We start from the raw sequence: 16281 nt of genomic DNA on the forward strand, positions 1-16281 counted from the left end.
TCAAACCCTTGCCCGCACAATTTCGCCATCTTCCTTGACAAAATCTGCCGTCAACGCCACAGGGGCGATGTCCAGCAGCACTTCCGATGGCCGGCACAGGCGCACACCCAGTTGCGTCACCACAATGGGCCGATTGATCAAAATCGGCTCGGCCAGCATCGCCTGAATCAGCGCATGCTCGTCCAGTGTTTCGTCCGCCAGCCCCAATGCGGCATAAGGCGGCACATTGGTGCGCAGCAATTGCCGCGCGGTGAGGTTCATTTTTGCCAGCAAATCACGCAAACAGGCTTCATCGGGTGGGGTTTGCAAATAATGAATCACCTCAGCCTCCATCCCCAGATGACGAATCAAGGCCAGGGTATTGCGCGAGGTGCCGCAATCAGGATTGTGGTAAATCGTGGCAGTGTGTTTCATGGTTTCAACTTATCAAGAATTATTGAAATGATAGGCGATAAAAAATAGCGCATCAGCAAGCGCCCTGCGTATCACAGCATTCGCGGCTGTTGCGGCAGCAGTTGTTGCTCAAGAACCGGGTCAGTGCCAGCATCAGCTCCAAATTGGCGTAATAGCGCACAAATCGCCCCTCCTGTTGGCTGCTGACCAAGCGCGAGTGGCTCAAGGTTTTGAGATGAAAAGACAGGTTGTTTGACGCCAGATTCAATTGCCTGGCCAAATCGCCTGCCGTCATGCCCTGTGTACCCATGGCCGAAAGTGCTTGAAACACGGCCAGCCGCACCGGAGACGACAGACTTTCAAACAAAAAGCTGGCTTGTTCGGTATCCAGCTCGCGATTCGGTTCGGGACTCATCACTTGCATTTCGGGTTGACAGCAGGATGTGGCACATCCTACTCCCATCAAAACAATTTTTCAAGAACTATTGAATCATTGATGCGATGTTGTCACTTTGATGGCTCAGAACGGCTCGCACCACTGCGAGGAAGGCTGCCTGAAGACAGAAAATCCCTTTCAGGCAGCCTGGGCCAGCTGCCCCATGAGCGGCTTCGATCCCGCTGCCGTGCGCCAGCTGGCGGGCTTGCCGGAAAGCCATCTGCCCGTGCTGCTGGTGGCCGTGGGCAAAGCGGCGACCCAGGCGCAGAAAGTGCGGGCGCCGGTTGAGCAGCTATGGCGGCGGATATGAGGGGTTGGTGCGGCTGTGTGGGTCAAAACGCCGGGCGCAGCCATTTTTCGGGCATCAGGACGGCGGCCCGGCTATGCCGCCAGCGGCGCTCATGTGCGCAGGCCGGCCACACTCACGCCATCGCAGCCGTCAGTCGCGCCGCCAGCGCCAAAGCCTTCTTGCACGCCTTGCACAAGGCCTGCCCCATTCGGATCAGCAAGATATTGACCGACAACGGCAAGGAGTTCAGCAACGGCCTGTTGGCCTGCAATGGTGCAGCGGGCAAGCCGCATGAGTTCGATGCGCTGTGCGCGCAGCTGGGCATTGAGGACCGCCTGACGCGACCGCGCACACCCAGAACCAACGGCATGGCCGAGCGCTTCAATGGGCGCATTGCCGACATCCTCAAGACCCACCGCTTCAACAGCGCCCAAGACCTGCAGCAAACGCTGCTGCGCTACGTGGCCTTGTACAACCACCAGCTGCCGCAGTCTGCCCTCAAGGGCCAAACGCCCATGCAGGTCATGAAACTATGGTATCGAGAACGGCCTGATCTGTTCAACAAGCGGCCATATGATCGTGCGGGATGTGACATCTAAAGATTGCCCAAGATGTCGGCTATCTGCGCCCGCAGCCAGCACAAGGCCGGGTCGTGCGCGTTGCGCGGGTGCCAGATCTGGCCGAACACGAAAGGCGGGATCGGCAGTGGCGGCTCGAAGCGGCGCAGGCCGGGCGTTTGCGCCTCGGGCGGCAGGCTGCGGCGGGCGATGGTCAGGATGAATTCCGTGCCGGGCAACAGCTCGGCGGCCACGCGCCAATGCGGCAGGCTGACGGCGATGCGGCGGCGCAAATGCCGCTGTTGCAGGGCGCGTTCGATTTCACCCTCCATGTCCGGGCGCATGGCCACCGCCACGTGCGGGCGCGCCAGCCAGGCTTGCAGCGACAAGGCGCCGCCCGGCGGCAGGCTGGCGGCATCGGCCACGCTGACGAAGCGTTCTTCAAACAGCGCCTCGTGCTGCACCTGCGCGGGCGGCTGCGGGAAAACGCCCAGCGCCAGATCGGTTTGGCCATCGGCAACGGCGGCCAGCATGGCCTCGCGGCTGCCTTGGCTGATGCCCAGCGTGATGTGCGGGGCGTGTTCGCGCAGTCGCCGCAGCAGGGCGGGCAGCAGCAGCGTGGCCGCGTAATCGGACATGGCCAGGCGGAAATGCCGCCGGCTGTGCGCGGGCGTGAATGGCTCCGGCATCACCACCTGCTGCAAGCCGGCCAGCGCCTGTTGCAGCGGTTGCTGCAAGGCCTGCGCCTTGGCGCTGGGGCGCAGCGTATTGCCTTCGCGCACCAAAAGCGGATCGTCGAACAGCTCGCGCAGCCGCGCCAGGGCATGGCTGACGGCGGGCTGGCTTTTATGCAAACGCGCGGCAGCGCGGCTGATGTGCCGCTCCTGCAATAGCACGTGCAGGGTCAGCAGCAGGTTGAGGTCGATGCGGCTCAGATTATTCATGGAGAGAATATCCAATATTCAAAAATAGAATTTCCATAAATTAAAAGAATAATCAATCATGCCGCCTGAGCGAAATATTTTCAATAGGAGGCGATATGCAGACCCTGTTTTTATTGGCCGCTTTTTTAATCGGCATGGCGGTACCGTTTCAGGCCGGTGCCAATGCCTTGCTTGGTCGAACCCTGGGGCATCCCTTGTGGGCGACTTTGGTGTCGCTGCTGGTCAGCTTGTTGTGCGTGCTGCCCTTGTTGCTGTGGTTTCGCGTGCCCGCCGCCAAATTCCCGGCAGTGTCCGCGCTGCCGTGGTGGGCATGGTCGGGCGGGCTTTGGGGGGCGGCCTTCGTAACCGGCGCATTGTTGCTGGTGCCGCGCATCGGCGCGGCGCCGTTCATGCTGTGCGTGGTGGCCGGGCAGGTGCTGATTTCGGTCGCCATCGACCATTTCGGCCTGATGGGCTTGCCGGTGAAAGCGGCCAATCCGGGGCGCATCGGCGGGGTGGCGCTGGTGCTGCTCGGCGCGGCCTGGCTGCAATGGGCCGGGCGAGGCGAAGGTTGAACGCCCTTGCGCCATACCGCGTGTCCTGTCAGCCGTGCACCCATGGTTTTATTCAAAGGAGTCCTGATTCATGAATTTGATGGAACTGCTGCGCCGGCGCAGCTCCGCCCATGCCTTTGCCGAAAGCGCCATCAGCGATGCCGAGCTGCGGCATCTGGCGCAGGCCGCCAGCCTCGCGCCCTTGGCCTTCCACCTGCATAACTGGCGCTTCACCACCGTTTGCTCGCCCGAAGCCAAGCAGGCTTTGTGTGAAGCGGCCTTCAGGCAGCCCAAGATCTTGCAGGCTGCCGCCGTTTTCATCATCAGCGGCGATCTGCTGGGTTACCAAGCCCTGGCGGAGCGATTGCAGCCGGTGGTCGCAGCCGGACAAATGGATCAGGCCACCGCCGACGGCTGGGCGGCGTTCGCCCAGTCCGCCTTCCACGAACAACCCCAGGCCCAGCGCGACGAGGCCATGCGCAGCGCTTCGCTGGCGGCTATGGCGCTGATGCTGGCCGCCGCCGAGGCAGGCTGGGCCAGTTGCCCCATGAGCGGCTTCGACCCCGCCGCGGTGCGCAAGCTGGCGAGTTTGCCGGAAAGCCATCTGCCCGTGCTGCTGGTGGCCGTGGGCAAAGCGGCGGTCGCCCAGGCGCAGAAAGTGCGGGCGCCGGTCGAGCAGCTATGGCGGCGGATTTGAGGGGTTGGTGCGGCTGTGTGGGTCAAAACGCCGGGCGCAGCCATTTTTCGGGCATCAGGGCGGCGGCCCGGCTATGCCGCTAGCGGCGCTTATGTCCGCAGACCGGCCACACTTATGCCATCGCAGCCGTCAGTCGCGCCGCCAGCGCATCCACCGCAGCTTCGGCATCGCGCAGCGATTGAGTGAGGCGCTCGTCGGCGTATTCATCGTATTCGACGGCGATGCTGTGGTGTTCGGTAATGCCCAGGTAGGCCAGCGCGGTGAACAGGCTGGCTTCGACGTGGTTTTTGCCCTGCATCTTGCCGCCGTCGTAGCCGTAATCGCCGCGCGAGGTGAGCACCACGGCGCGTTTGCCCAACCCGGCCAAGAGTGGCCAGTACGGATCGCCCGCGCGGCTGCGGTCAAAGCCGAAGGTACGCCCCACGCGCACGATGTTGTCCACCCAGGCCTTGCACTGGGCGGGCGGGCCAAAGTTGTACATGGGCACGCCGGCCACGATGACATCGGCCGCCAGCAGCTCGTCAATCAAGGCATCGCTTTCGCGCAGCGCCTCGTGCATCCAGTCCTCGCGCTGCGCTTCGGGGGTGAAGGCGGCGTGTATCCATTGGCCGCTCACAGGCGCGGGCGGATGCTGGCCGACGTCGCGGTAAATCACGCGCGCGTCGGGCTGGTGCTGTCGCCATTGCGCAACGAAGCGGGCCGACAGGCGGCGGGTGTGCGAGCCGTAGGCATCCTGACCGGAAAGGCCGGGGCGGGCGCTGGCGTCCAGATGTAGCAAAGTGGTCATGGGTTTTCCTTTTGACGGATGAATCAAATGAATGTGAAAACCCATTTTGAGCTTGAACTGTATTGCTGACAAACGGTATATTTTCAGCCAATGAATAACTTTTTCTCATCTATCTATGTCCCGTTTATTGCCTTCGCTCGATGCTTTGGCCGTGTTTGAAGCGGCGGCGCGTCTGGGCAGTTTCAAGGCGGCGGCAGTGGAGCTTTCCGTCAGCGCCACGGCGGTCAGCCACCGCATCCGCGCGCTGGAGGAAGCGCTGGGCTGTGCGCTGTTTGTGCGGCAGGTGCGCGCCGTGGCCTTGACGGCGGAAGGGCGGCTGCTGTGGGCGGCGGTCAGCGATGGGCTGGACGGCATCGCCGCCGCTGTGGCGCGCGTTCGCAGTCCCGGGCGGGCGCGAGTGACGCTATCGGTCACGCCCGATTTCGCCGGGCAATGGCTGGTGCCCAAGCTGGCGGCATTTCAGGCCGCCTGCCCGGCGGTGGACTTGCACGTACACGCCAGTTACCAGCCGGTGGATTTGAATGCGGGCGCCGCCGATTTGGCCGTGCGCTATGGTCAAGGGCCGTGGCCCGGCGTAGAGGCCGAGGCGCTGTTTCAAGAATGCTTCGCCCCCGTGGCCGCGCCCTGGCTCAAGCAACGCCTGCCGGCCGATGCCACGCAATGGCCGCTGATTCACCTGAACTGGCGCGGGCCTGCGCAACAAGCGCTGGACTGGGCTGCCTGGGCGCGCGCCGCCAATCTGCCGCCGCAGGCTATGCAAACCGGCGCGCGCTATTCCGACGGCACCCACGCCCTGCAAGCCGTCCTGGCCGGGCAAGGCGTCGCCCTGCTGGGGCTGCCGCTGCTGCGCGAAGAACTGCGCCTGAACCTGCTGGAGGTGGTGTGCGAACCGCACCTGCCGGGGCAGTTTTACCACGTCTGCACCCCCGCCAAACGCCCCCTCGCCCCCGCCACGCAAGCGGTGAAAGAGTGGCTGCTGGGCTGGAGCGAGGATGTCAATCCAGATCTGGAAAATGCGTGAAGGGCGGCAAGCGCAGCTTGCGGCGCAGCGAAAACCCAGCATGGCCCAGCTGGATGACTTCAATAATTGTTGGGTTACGGCCTGCGCCAATCCACGGCATCCAATTGTCAAAGCTTAAGGGCAGACCGCCGCAGACATTTTTTGAGCGATGTCAAGCGGCAAGCGCTTGATGCTCTGCGGCTGCCGTTTTCCCCGCAGGCTGAAATGGCGTCGCATCGAAATGCTGTTTACGGGTTCATCCCATCCCCCTCCAACACCCGCAGCAAGGCGGCGAGCAGGCGCGCTTCATGGCGTCAGGTGTTGCAAGATCAGGGCGCTGTCACTGCACTGTGGTATCCCAGGGCGCATCGCGCCATTTTTCGCAGAGAAAATCCATGAAGGCGGCCACGCGGCGGGTGGGCGGGTGGCGCTGCGGGCGCACGAGGTGGATGTGGCCGGGCAGCGCCTGCCAGTCCGGCAGAACGCGAACCAGTGCGCCTGCGGCCAGCGCCGCGTGCACGTCCCAGGTTTCGCGCAGGGCAATGCCCAGCCCGGCGCGGCTCCAGGCGTGCAGCACTTCGCCGCTGTCGCTGCTGAAGGGGCTGGTCACGCGCACGCTGCATTGGCGGCCGTCGGCGTGTTGCAGCGCCCATTGGTCGTGGCGCAGGCCGGGGTAGGCGAAGATCAGGCAGCGGTGCGCGGGCAGCTCGTCGGGCGTTTGCGGCGCGCCGTGGGTTTTCAGGTAGCCCGGCGCGGCCACCAATATTCGGCGGTTGACGGCCAGAGGGCGCGCAATCAGGCGCGAATCGGGCAGATCGCCGATGCGCAGCGCCAAGTCGAAATGGCCGCCGTACAGATCGGCCACCTGATCGGAGAGGGAAAGATCGAAGCCCACGGCGGGATGGCGGGCGGCAAATTCGGCCATGGCTGCGGCCAGATATTTGCGCCCGAAAGGCGCGGGGGCGGCCACCCGGATCGGCCCCGAAAGCGCATCGCCGGCCAGGCTCTGACCGATTTCCGCAATCGCCGCCAGCGCTGTGCGCGCATGGGCAAGCGCCTGCCGGCCTTCCTCGGTGATGGCCAGATGGCGGGTGTTGCGGATGAACAGGCGCACGCCCAGCGCCGCTTCCAGCCGGGCAATGCGCTTGCTGACCATTTTCGGATCCAGATGCAGCGTCCGCGCCGCAGCGGAAAAGCTTTCGGCCTCGGCTGCATGCACGAAAACGGCCAGATCGTCGAGGTTGTGCAAATCTATTTGGGTCATATTGGCGAAAGTATAGGGTTTGTTTGGGTGTTTATGGTGTAAATTTTGCCGCGTATCGTGCGCCTGTCCAAACGGACGATTGCCTGTTCTTTTTACCCAAGGATTCACCATGTCAAAACGCATTCTTTTCATCCTCACCAGCCACGACCGCAAAGGCGCGGCCGATGATGCCAGCGCCGCCCCCAGCGGTTTTTACCTTTCCGAAGTGAGCCACCCGTATTTCGTGTTCAGCGAAGCCGGTTTTGCCGTGGATTTCGCCAGCCCCAAGGGTGGCAAAACCCAGGCGGACGGGCTGGATTTGAGCGACGCGCGCAACGCCAAATTCTGGAATACCCCCGAATTGCGCGCAAAAACCGAAACCACGCTGTCCCCGGCGCAAATCAACCCCGCCGATTACGCCGCCATTTTTTACGCCGGCGGCCACGCCACCATGTGGGATTTTGCCGATGACCCGGCGCTGGCCGATATTGCCGCGCGCATTTACCAGCAGGGCGGCGTGGTGGCGGCGGTGTGCCACGGCCCGGCGGGGCTGGTCAACATCCGTCTCGATAATGGCCGCTATCTGGTGGACGGCAAAGACGTCGCCGCCTTCACCAACGACGAAGAGCGCGCCGTCGGCCTGCACGACACCGTGCCCTTTCTGCTTGCCGACAAACTGATCGAACGCGGCGCGCGGCATTTGCCCGCCGCCAATTTCCAGAAACAGGTGGTGGTCAGCGAGCGCCTGGTCACCGGGCAAAACCCGGCTTCAGCGCAGGGCGTGGCCGAAGCCGTGCTCGGTCTGCTGCAAGACTGAATAGGAGACGCCCTTTGCATGGGTGGTGTGCAGAGGGCGGCATGTACCGGCATTGCCACTGCGCGCAATCGCGGGGCTATGTCATTGCGCAATCCAATTGCATCAAGACTTGTTTGATGTGGCTGTGCAGGGCAAAACGCCAAGCGCAGCCATTTTCTCGCGGTAAGCGCTTGATGGCCGCACATGCGCAGTCAGGCTTGCGCTTTTGCCGCGCGCTGCGCATGGCCCCATTCGCACATTGCATCCAGTATCGGGATCAGCGATTGCCCGCTGTCGGAGAGGCGATATTCCACCTTGGGCGGAATTTGCGGATATTCGGTGCGGATAATCAGGCCGTCGCGTTCCAGTTCTTTCAGGGTGCTGGAGAGCGTTTTATAGGAAATGCCGCCGATCAGGCGCTGCAAGCCATTGAAGCGCACCACGCCTTCGCGGTACAGCCAGTACAGAATCACCATTTTGTATTTGCCGCCGATCAGCGACAGGGTATAGCCGACGCCGCTGTCTTCAATGGCATCAAGGGTGCAATGGCCGCTTTGCGGGCCGCAGGGGATTTGGATCATGGCGCTTTCTTCCGGGTAAGTATGTAGCGTCAAGGTGCGTACTTGGCGATTGGCAAGCGCGATTATAAGATGCGGCCTTGTTGTAATAAAGCCTGGGAATCCCCATGAACCTTGATCCCGATCTCACCGCCGCCGTGCGCCATCTCATCGACAGCGGTTGCCATTACCGCATGGAAGCGCTTGCCGCCTGTTATGCGCCGGATTTGCGCATCGTGATGGTGCACGAAAACGGCGAAACCCTGACGTTCGACTACGCGCAAAACCTCGCTTTTTTCCAATCCTTGAAAGACGCGGGCGCTGCGCCGCTCAATACCGCCGTGATTTTCAACCATGCCGAGGCGCATGAGGGCATCGGTTATGTCACCGCCACCCGGCGCATGGATTTGGGGCAGGGCGAAAAGCGCATCGTTTTTACCCTGATGCTGCGCCATGACGGCAGCCGCTGGCAGGTTTTCCGCGAGCATGCGGTGGTGACCGGCGCAGCCTGAGTGTTTATATGCCAAGGATCCCCATGAAACCCGATATTCCCCGCCGCCATTTTTGCATTGGCGCTGCCGCGTTGCTGCTTGCGGCCTGTGTTTCGCCGCCGAAAAAGGAAACCGCCATGACCGCGCCAAAACGCATTTTTATTATTCACGGTTATGGCGCAAGCCCGGAGGACCACTGGTTTCCGTGGCTGGCCGAGCAATTGCAGGCGCAGGGTTTGCGCGTACAGCGCATTGCCCTCCCCGATAGCCATGCGCCGGATTTTGCCCGTTGGCAACAGGCATTGGCCGCTGCCATTGGCACGCCGGGCGCGGAGGATATTTTCATTGCCCACAGCCTGGGCACCATCAGCCTGCTGCATTATTTGTCGCACACCCGCCCCGCGCGCATTGGCGCTTTGGTGTTGGCTTCGGGGTTTGCCGGCAAGCTGCCCGGACTTTCTGAAATCAACGGCTACAGCGTCGATGATTATGTGGCGCAGGTGCGCCTGGATTTGCCCGCCATTCGCGCCATGACGCCGCACATGACCAGCATTATCAGCGACAACGACCCCATTGTTGCCCCGGAAGAAAGCCAAAAACTGGCCAACAGCCTGAGCAGCGCCGTGATCCGCATTTCCCAGGGCGGGCATTTGCTCGCTTCAGATGGCTTTACCCAGCTGCCACAGGCCTTGCAGGCGGTGATGGCGGCTTTGCCAGGCGACGCATTTTGACCGGAGAAACCATATGTCACAAACCCTGATTATCGCTGCCCATCCGGATATATCCCGATCCGTGGTCAACCGGCGCTGGCTGGACGCCGTGCGTCACCGGGATTGCGCCACGGTGCATGAAATCTATGACGCCTATCCCGACGGCCATATCGACGTCGCCGCCGAGCAGGCGCGGGTGGATGCGCACCGGAAAATCGTCCTGCAATTTCCGGTGTACTGGTTCAACTGCCCGCCGCTTCTGAAAAAATGGCTGGACGAAGTGCTCACCTACGGTTGGGCCTACGGCAGCCAAGGCAAAGCGCTGGCAGGCAAAACCGTCGCCTTGGCGGTGTCTCTTGGCACACCGGCTGCGGATTACCGCGTGGACGGCAAAATCGGCTACGGCGTTGCCGAGGTCTTGCGCCCTTTTGAATTGACCATGAAATACTGCAACGCCGATTATCGCCCGCCCTTTGTTTTCCACACCATCGACAGCAACGCCGCCTATGACGATGCCGCCCGCGCCGTGATCGAGCAAAGCGCAGCCGATTATCTGGATTGGCTGGAAACAACCCTCTCAATCAAACCCGCACAAACGATATGAACCACGACACTTTGAAAATCTGCGCCCGGCGCGGAGATTTTTGCCCATCCCTATGAAAACGACCATGAATCCTGCTGGTATTGCGCTGTTTTCGCCTTGTCGCCTCAATAACGGCATTGCCCTCAAAAATCGCCTTGTGGTTGCGCCGATGACGCATTACGCCTCGCATGAAGACGGCGCGCTGAGCGACGAAGAGCGCCGTTTTATTGGCAACCGCGCCCAGGGCTTTGGCATGTTCATCACCGCCGCCACCTGCGTATCGCCGGAAGGCAAATCCTTCTACGGCGAGCCGGAAGCGGCGGGCGAGCAGCACCTGCCCGGCTTGCGGGAAACGGCCCGTATCATTCAGGCGCAGGGCGCAAAAGCGATACTGCAACTTCACCACGGCGGCAAATCCGTCGTCATGCACGATGGCGTGCTGCCTTATCCCGCCATTCCCGCCGGCGCGCAGCGCCTCGCGCCAAGTGCCGACGGCGAAGCGCGGGAAGCTGCGCAAGCCGACATTTACGCCCTGATTGGCGCCTTCGCCCGTGCCACCGATTTGGCGATTCGCGCCGGCTTTGACGGCGTGGAAATCCACGGCGCCAACGGCTTTTTATTGCAGCAGTTTTATTCGGCCAAAAGCAACCGGCGCACGGACGAATGGGGCGGCAGCCGGGAAAGACGCATGCGCTTTCCGCTGGCCGTGGTGGATGCCGTCGTTGCCGTTCGAGAAGCCATGCAGCGCCCCGACTTCATCATCGGCTACCGTTTTTCGCCCGAAGAAGACGGCGCAGACGGCCTGACGATGGCAGACAGCTTTGCACTCATCGACGCATTGACAGAAAAACCGCTGCAATACCTGCACGTTTCACTCGCCAGCTTTCATGGCAAAGCGCGACGCGGAGCCGACGCCAATCAAACGCGGATGCGCCTGCTGCACAGCCATATCAACGGGCGAATTCCCCTGATAGGCGTCGGCAACCTGCTTGACCGCCCAGCCATATTGTCCGCCTGGGAAAGCGGCTGGGCCGAGTTTATTGGCCTTGGCAAGGCGGTGATGCTCAACCCCGATTTGGCGGAACTTCTGGCACAAGGCAAAGACGGCGACATCATCACCGAACTCGACCCGGCGCGCGCCGACCGCTATGGCATTCCAGAGCGCTTGTGGCAGCTTTGCCTGAAAGCGCCCGATTGGCTGCCGCCGCTGAAGCGTGAAAAACGCCAGAAAAATTGAAGACAGGCGTTTTTGCCGCCATCAATCGCTTGTCGCCGAAAAATCGGCATGAAACCCGAAAATGGATCCGTGATGCACTTGATATTTGAAAAATTCCGTGAAGACGATTTCGCCGATTATTTGCGCCTGGTCGGCAACGCCGACGTCATGGCGATGATTACCGAACGCGCCCTGCCGGAGACGGAAGCGCGCCAGGAGTTTGCGCAACTGCTCGCCAATAATGCGCTGCACCCTGACTTTGGCCAGTTCAAAGTGCTGGATGCGCGCGGCGCATTCATGGGCCTGGGCAAATTGGCGCTTACCCAGGCCGACAGCCGCGAGGCGGAGCTGGGCTATATGCTGCTGCCTGAATACTGGGGCAAAGGCATGGGCAGCCGCATCGCCGCGCAACTCCTGGGCGTGGCACAGGCGCACGGCGGGCAAATCGAGCGCCTGTTCGCCATCATCGACCCGGCCAACATCCCCTCGCGCAAAATCCTGATCAGGCTGGGCTTTGCGCACCATGAATTCAAGGACTTTGACGGCCTGCCCGGGGAAATATTGCACTACGACTTATCCAAAGGAAACCATGAAAATGAATGAAAATTCTCCGCTCGCGCAACCCCCGTCAACAAACTCAAGCGCAGCAACGCACGGCAGCGACGCCTTCCGGCAAAAAGCCCGCCGCTATTACGAAAAAATCAACGCCGGCGAAATTGATGAGGAATATTTCGCGCTCTTTGCCGAGGATGTGGAAGTTTTTTACCCCAAATTCGGTATCGCCCGCGGGCGTGAAGCCATTGCCGAGCTGGGGCAGCGCGTGCAAAGCGCCGTCAGCCGCTTTGGCTTTGATTTGAGCCAATTTGTTTACACCGGCGAAGGCCGCCGTGTGGCCGTGGAAATCGTGGAGTACGGCACGACCGCAAGCGGCCACGACTTTCCCGATGGCAAAGCGAGCTTCGGCAAATTCTGTAATGTGTTCGAATTCAATGCGCACGGACAAATCGCCCGCTACCACTGCTATGGCGACCCGGACTATGCGGCAGAAGATGCCGCGCGCGTGGCGATCTTTGCCCGCGGCTGATAGCCGTTATGATGAAAGCCCTGATTTTTGCATTGGCCAGATATGACAAGTTCCGTGCATGATGTTGTCGCCTTTTTGCGCGGGGTGATGCCGCGCGGCAAGAACACGGTGAAGATGGCGGACGTGCGTCGGGTGCTGGGCGGCAACGGTTTTGATGATGTGCGCAGCTGGATACAAAGCGGCAATATTGCGCTGCGAACCGATTTGAATGCTGCCGCCACCGCTGAGCGCATTCAGGCGCTTTTGCGCGCGCATTTGCAGGTGGATTTGCCCGCCATCGTCAAAACCCCGGCGCAGTTGCGGGAAATACTGGAGCAAAATCCGTTTTCAAGCAGCGCTTACGATGAAAAACGGGTGTTTTACGCGCTGTGCAATGCGCCGCTGGCTGACCCAAAGGGTTTAAGCAGGAAAGATTATGGCGAGGAGCAACTGGCGATTCTGCCGCAGGCGGCCTATTTGTATATCCCCGGCGATGCCTCGCGCAGCCGCCTTGGCAATGCGTTTTTGGAAAACAAGCTCGGCCAGGTGTTGACCACGCGCAATGGCAATACGCTGCGCAAAATGGTGGATTTTTGAGCGACCTTATGAAACCCCCTGCATTGAACTGGAACCTTTCCCACACTTACCAAGCCCTGCCGCCGGTGTTTTATTCGGCCGTGGCGCCCGCTGATTTTCCCGCGCCCCAGACCGTGCTGTTCAATAGTGCGCTGGCGGCTGAGCTGGGGTTGTTGTCCGCTGCGGATGCGGCCATTGACCGCCAAGCGGTGGCGGAAGTGTTTGCCGGCAACCGCTTTCCCGAAGGCGCCCGGCCGATTGCGCAGGCCTATGCCGGGCATCAATTCGGGCATTTCACCCGGCTGGGCGATGGCCGCGCCCTGCTGTTGGGCGAGCAGATCACGCCCGATGGGCAGCGCATCGACATCCAGCTCAAGGGCAGTGGCCCGACGCCGTATTCACGCCGGGGCGATGGTAAAGCGGCGCTGGGGCCGATGCTGCGCGAATACCTCATCAGCGAGGCCATGCACGCGCTGGGCATCCCGACCACGCGCAGCCTGGCCGTGGTGACCACGGGCGAGCACATCCGCCGCGAGCGCCTGCTGCCCGGCGCGGTGTTGACCCGCACCGCGCAAAGCCATATCCGCGTGGGTACCTTTGAATTTGCGGCGGCCAGTGGCGAGGTGGCTAATCTGCGCGCGCTGGCCGATTACGCCTTGCAGCGGCATTTCCCCGAAGTGTTGGCGGAAAACCCGGCGCATCCCTATCCGGGCTTGTTGCGCGCGGTCATCGCCCGGCAGGCGGCGCTGCTTGCCCGCTGGCAAACCGTCGGCTTCATCCACGGCGTGATGAATACCGACAATATGTCCATCCCAGGCCTGACCATCGACTACGGCCCCTGCGCCTTCATGGATGCCTACGACCCGGCCACGGTGTTCAGCTCCATCGACCGCGATGGCCGCTACCGCTATGAAAACCAGCCGCCGATGGCGCAATGGAATCTGGCGCGGCTGGCCGAGGCGCTGCTGCCCTTGCTGGATGCGGATGAAAAAACCGCCATCGACATCGCCAACGCAGAGTTGCGGAAATTTGCGCCGCTTTTCAACCAGCATTACCAGCAAGGCATGACGCGCAAACTCGGTATTTTTCAGCCGCAAGAAACCGATACCGCCTTGCTGGATGACTTGCTGCAACGCATGCAGGCCAAGGCCGCCGATTACACCCATACCCTCGTGCGGCTGACGCTGGACATGCTTGATGCCGATGGCGCGTATCTCGCTGGTACGCACGCGCTGTTTGCTGACCCGGCCTTCATCCAATGGCATGCCCGTTGGCAGGCGCGGCTGGCCGAACAAGCGCAGGGCAGGGCGGAGGTTGCGGCGCTGATGCAGTCGGCCAACCCGTTTGTCATCCCGCGCAACCACCGCGTGGAAGCAGCGCTGGCCGCCGCCGAAGCGGGCGATATGCAGCCCTTCAACGCCCTGCTGGCCGCCTTGCAAAAACCGTTTGACTACAGCGCCGAGCGCCACTGGCAACGCTTGCCCGACGCGCCGACGCCGGGCTACCAGACCTTTTGCGGGACGTGATGCGCTTGATGCGCAGCACCGTAGAAACCCAATCCCGAGCCCTCCTTCAAGGGCGTATGTTGATGTGCCATTTGCCGACTGGAATCCACCATGACCGATAAACCCACCATCCTCTTCAAACCGCTGGAAAACCGCTTCGAGCTGGAAATCGACGGCCATACAGCCTGGCTAGAGCTTGCGCCCGTGCCTGGCGCAATGGCCTTTACCCATACCATCGTGCCCGATGCCTTGGGCGGGCGCGGCATCGGCAGCCAACTGGTACGCCATGCGCTGAACTGGGCAGCCGCCGAAGGGCACAAAGTCAGGCCCGATTGCAGTTTTGTGGCGGCCTACATTGAAAAACACCCTCAATACCAGCATTTGCTGGCGCAGGCCGCCTGAAAATCCATCTGGCCTGTGTTGCTATAACCCGGAGCATTTCATGACCCGTATCGCCCTTGTCGTTGGCAGCCTTGCCCAAAAATCCCTCAACCGCGCCATCGCCCGCTATATCACCGCCCAGGCGCCGGCAGGCGTGGATATTGACGAAGTGCAAATCGGTGACTTGCCGCTGTACACGCAAGACTTGGACAGCCAAACCATCCCTGCCTACGATCGCGTGCGCGCCCAGCTCAAGGCAGCCGATGCCGCGCTGATCGTCAGCCCCGAGCACAACCGCAGCATCCCAGCGGCGATGAAGAACCTGATCGACATCGGCTCGCGCCCCTTCGGCCACAGCGCATGGAGTGGCAAGAAAGTCGCCATCGTCACCGCCTCGCCCGGGGCCTATGGCGGCATCAACAGCGGCCTGCACCTGCGCCAAAGCCTGCAATCCCTCGGCGCGGAGATACTGATTGCCCCGGAAGTCTTCCTGAGCCGCGCCAACACCGCGCTGGGAGAAGACGGGCAAGTGGCCAACGAAAGCACTGCCGGCTTTCTCAACAAATTTGCCGCCGCTTTTTACGACTGGGCCGGGCGCTGATATGGGCAAGGCGGCCGTGTGCTGCCTGCTGCCCCTGGTGCAGCTTCGGCCTTGCCGCCCTGGCGTCGCTCCAGCGTCGCCTCAACGCTACCCTCAGGCCGGCCTGGCAACAGCGCTTGACAGTCCCCGTGCCGATGGGGCTGCTGGTGTACCCGGAGGCAATTCTTTCCGATGTGATGGCACTCAACACGCTTTCCAAAGTGGGCGGGCATTGACTGCGACTGCCCTGCCAACAAACTTCAACCCCAAGGAGAAACCATGAAGCTTTACTACGCCCCCGGCACCTGTGCACTGGCCTGCTGGATTGCCCTGGAATGGGCCGGCGCCGATTACCAAGCCGTGCGCGCGGATTATTCGTCCGAGGAATACAAGCGCATCAACCCGCTGGCTGCTGTGCCTGCCCTGGATATTGGCGAAAAGCGCGCGCTTACCCAAGCGCCGGCCATCCTGCAATACATCGTGGCGCTGCACCCAGAGGCCGGCATCGGCGCCAACGAGGGGCTGCTCAACGAGTTCGAGATGAACGAAACCCTCTCGTTCCTGGCCAGTGACCTGCACCCGGCGTTCTGGCCGCTGTTCTTCCCGCAGCGCTATACCACTGACGAGAGCGAAGCTGCGCTGGAGAAGGCCAAGCAGGCGGCATTTGCCCGCATCGACCGCGCCATGCAGCATCTGGACAAGCTGATTGCCGAAGGCAACGGCCATGTCTATCAGGGCAAGCGCAGCATCGCCGATGCCTATGCCTTCGTAATGGCACGCTGGACCGAATACACGCCCAAGTCGTGGAAGGAATATCCCAACGTCGCCGCACTGATGCAGCGCATGGAGCAGGATGCGGCCGTGCAGAAAGTGATGGCCGCGCAAAAAGGCTGAAACCGCGGATAAAACGCCACCCCCTCTCCCGTCAACGGGAGGGGGGGCGT

At 61.8% G+C, this 16281-nt stretch carries 22 protein-coding genes and 1 pseudogene; 17 read left to right on the forward strand and 6 right to left on the reverse strand.

Annotated features, from left to right (window positions below; translation table 11 throughout):
• Entirely contained in the window at positions 1-414 is a 414-nt protein-coding gene (gene arsC / locus CLI93_RS04375; protein WP_095541798.1) for an arsenate reductase (glutaredoxin), read from the reverse strand.
• A 52-nt stretch (positions 415-466) separates the two neighbouring features.
• Entirely contained in the window at positions 467-808 is a 342-nt protein-coding gene (locus CLI93_RS04380; protein WP_238945749.1) for an ArsR/SmtB family transcription factor, read from the reverse strand.
• 100 nt (positions 809-908) lie between these two features.
• Here CLI93_RS04380 and CLI93_RS15535 point away from each other — a divergent pair, with 100 nt between their 5' ends.
• A complete protein-coding gene (locus CLI93_RS15535; protein ID WP_095541799.1) occupies positions 909-1139 on the forward strand; it encodes a nitroreductase family protein in 231 nt (76 codons plus the stop codon).
• 131 nt (positions 1140-1270) lie between these two features.
• Positions 1271-1717 (forward strand): annotated as a pseudogene (locus tag CLI93_RS04390) (integrase core domain-containing protein); the annotation flags it as partial.
• Here CLI93_RS04390 and CLI93_RS04395 read toward each other — a convergent pair.
• Positions 1714-2619 carry a LysR family transcriptional regulator gene (locus tag CLI93_RS04395; protein ID WP_095541800.1) on the reverse strand — a complete coding sequence of 302 codons (906 nt, stop codon included), beginning with the start codon at positions 2617-2619 and terminating at the stop codon, positions 1714-1716. The pseudogene CLI93_RS04390 and the gene CLI93_RS04395 overlap by 4 nt on opposite strands.
• A 95-nt stretch (positions 2620-2714) precedes the next feature.
• Between CLI93_RS04395 and CLI93_RS04400 the strand changes: the two genes are divergently transcribed.
• A complete protein-coding gene (locus CLI93_RS04400; RefSeq protein WP_095552212.1) occupies positions 2715-3173 on the forward strand; it encodes a DMT family transporter in 459 nt (152 codons plus the stop codon).
• A gap of 70 nt (positions 3174-3243) precedes the next feature.
• Positions 3244-3849 carry a nitroreductase family protein gene (locus CLI93_RS04405; protein WP_095995703.1) on the forward strand — a complete coding sequence of 202 codons (606 nt, stop codon included), beginning with the start codon at positions 3244-3246 and terminating at the stop codon, positions 3847-3849.
• Positions 3850-3961: 112 nt separating this feature from the next.
• On the opposite strand, the gene CLI93_RS04410 is transcribed toward CLI93_RS04405, so the two are convergent.
• A complete protein-coding gene (locus tag CLI93_RS04410; RefSeq protein WP_095995704.1) occupies positions 3962-4636 on the reverse strand; it encodes an FMN-dependent NADH-azoreductase in 675 nt (224 codons plus the stop codon).
• Positions 4637-4751: 115 nt separating this feature from the next.
• On the opposite strand from CLI93_RS04410, the gene CLI93_RS04415 reads away from it, so the two are divergent.
• The gene (locus CLI93_RS04415) at positions 4752-5657 is read left to right on the forward strand and encodes a LysR substrate-binding domain-containing protein (RefSeq protein WP_095995705.1); all 906 of its coding nucleotides are present in this window, start codon (positions 4752-4754) and stop codon (positions 5655-5657) included.
• Positions 5658-5976: 319 nt separating this feature from the next.
• Here CLI93_RS04415 and CLI93_RS04420 read toward each other — a convergent pair whose 3' ends face one another.
• Positions 5977-6900, reverse strand: a complete 924-nt coding sequence (locus CLI93_RS04420; protein WP_095995706.1) for a LysR family transcriptional regulator — start codon at positions 6898-6900, stop codon at positions 5977-5979.
• Between the two features lie 109 nt (positions 6901-7009).
• Here CLI93_RS04420 and CLI93_RS04425 point away from each other — a divergent pair, with 109 nt between their 5' ends.
• Positions 7010-7696: a type 1 glutamine amidotransferase domain-containing protein gene (locus CLI93_RS04425; protein WP_095541807.1), complete on the forward strand. Its 687-nt coding sequence runs from the start codon at positions 7010-7012 to the stop codon at positions 7694-7696.
• Positions 7697-7887: 191 nt separating this feature from the next.
• Here the strand turns inward: CLI93_RS04425 and CLI93_RS04430 are convergent, their stop codons facing one another.
• Complete coding sequence (locus CLI93_RS04430; RefSeq protein ID WP_338066616.1) at positions 7888-8289, reverse strand: winged helix-turn-helix transcriptional regulator; 402 nt, start codon at positions 8287-8289, stop codon at positions 7888-7890.
• Positions 8290-8360: 71 nt separating this feature from the next.
• Between CLI93_RS04430 and CLI93_RS04435 the strand changes: the two genes are divergently transcribed.
• From CLI93_RS04435 to CLI93_RS04485, 11 genes are all read left to right on the forward strand, one after another.
• Entirely contained in the window at positions 8361-8744 is a 384-nt protein-coding gene (locus CLI93_RS04435) for a nuclear transport factor 2 family protein (RefSeq protein ID WP_238945751.1), read from the forward strand.
• Between the two features lie 116 nt (positions 8745-8860).
• Entirely contained in the window at positions 8861-9454 is a 594-nt protein-coding gene (locus tag CLI93_RS04440) for an RBBP9/YdeN family alpha/beta hydrolase (RefSeq protein ID WP_238945752.1), read from the forward strand.
• A gap of 13 nt (positions 9455-9467) precedes the next feature.
• Positions 9468-10037, forward strand: coding sequence for an NAD(P)H-dependent oxidoreductase (locus CLI93_RS04445; RefSeq protein ID WP_095541811.1), 570 nt, complete (start codon positions 9468-9470; stop codon positions 10035-10037).
• 52 nt (positions 10038-10089) lie between these two features.
• Positions 10090-11253 carry an NADH-dependent flavin oxidoreductase gene (locus tag CLI93_RS04450; RefSeq protein ID WP_238946615.1) on the forward strand — a complete coding sequence of 388 codons (1164 nt, stop codon included), beginning with the start codon at positions 10090-10092 and terminating at the stop codon, positions 11251-11253.
• Positions 11254-11325: 72 nt separating this feature from the next.
• Positions 11326-11835 (forward strand): GNAT family N-acetyltransferase, encoded by a 510-nt coding sequence (locus CLI93_RS04455; RefSeq protein ID WP_095995726.1) that lies wholly within the window; start codon positions 11326-11328, stop codon positions 11833-11835.
• Positions 11756-12316, forward strand: coding sequence for a nuclear transport factor 2 family protein (locus CLI93_RS04460; RefSeq protein WP_095552193.1), 561 nt, complete (start codon positions 11756-11758; stop codon positions 12314-12316). The genes CLI93_RS04455 and CLI93_RS04460 overlap by 80 nt, the downstream gene beginning before the upstream one ends.
• A gap of 42 nt (positions 12317-12358) precedes the next feature.
• Complete coding sequence (locus tag CLI93_RS04465) at positions 12359-12892, forward strand: DUF1697 domain-containing protein (RefSeq protein WP_095995707.1); 534 nt, start codon at positions 12359-12361, stop codon at positions 12890-12892.
• 8 nt (positions 12893-12900) lie between these two features.
• Complete coding sequence (locus CLI93_RS04470) at positions 12901-14397, forward strand: protein adenylyltransferase SelO (protein ID WP_095552191.1); 1497 nt, start codon at positions 12901-12903, stop codon at positions 14395-14397.
• Between the two features lie 90 nt (positions 14398-14487).
• Complete coding sequence (locus tag CLI93_RS04475; protein WP_095541815.1) at positions 14488-14778, forward strand: GNAT family N-acetyltransferase; 291 nt, start codon at positions 14488-14490, stop codon at positions 14776-14778.
• A gap of 40 nt (positions 14779-14818) precedes the next feature.
• Entirely contained in the window at positions 14819-15358 is a 540-nt protein-coding gene (locus tag CLI93_RS04480; protein WP_095541816.1) for an NADPH-dependent FMN reductase, read from the forward strand.
• Between the two features lie 258 nt (positions 15359-15616).
• Positions 15617-16231 carry a glutathione S-transferase family protein gene (locus CLI93_RS04485; protein WP_095541817.1) on the forward strand — a complete coding sequence of 205 codons (615 nt, stop codon included), beginning with the start codon at positions 15617-15619 and terminating at the stop codon, positions 16229-16231.
• Positions 16232-16281 lie beyond the last annotated feature (50 nt).

This window comes from Vandammella animalimorsus (assembly GCF_002288875.1).
Classification (GTDB): domain Bacteria; phylum Pseudomonadota; class Gammaproteobacteria; order Burkholderiales; family Burkholderiaceae_C; genus Lampropedia; species Lampropedia animalimorsus.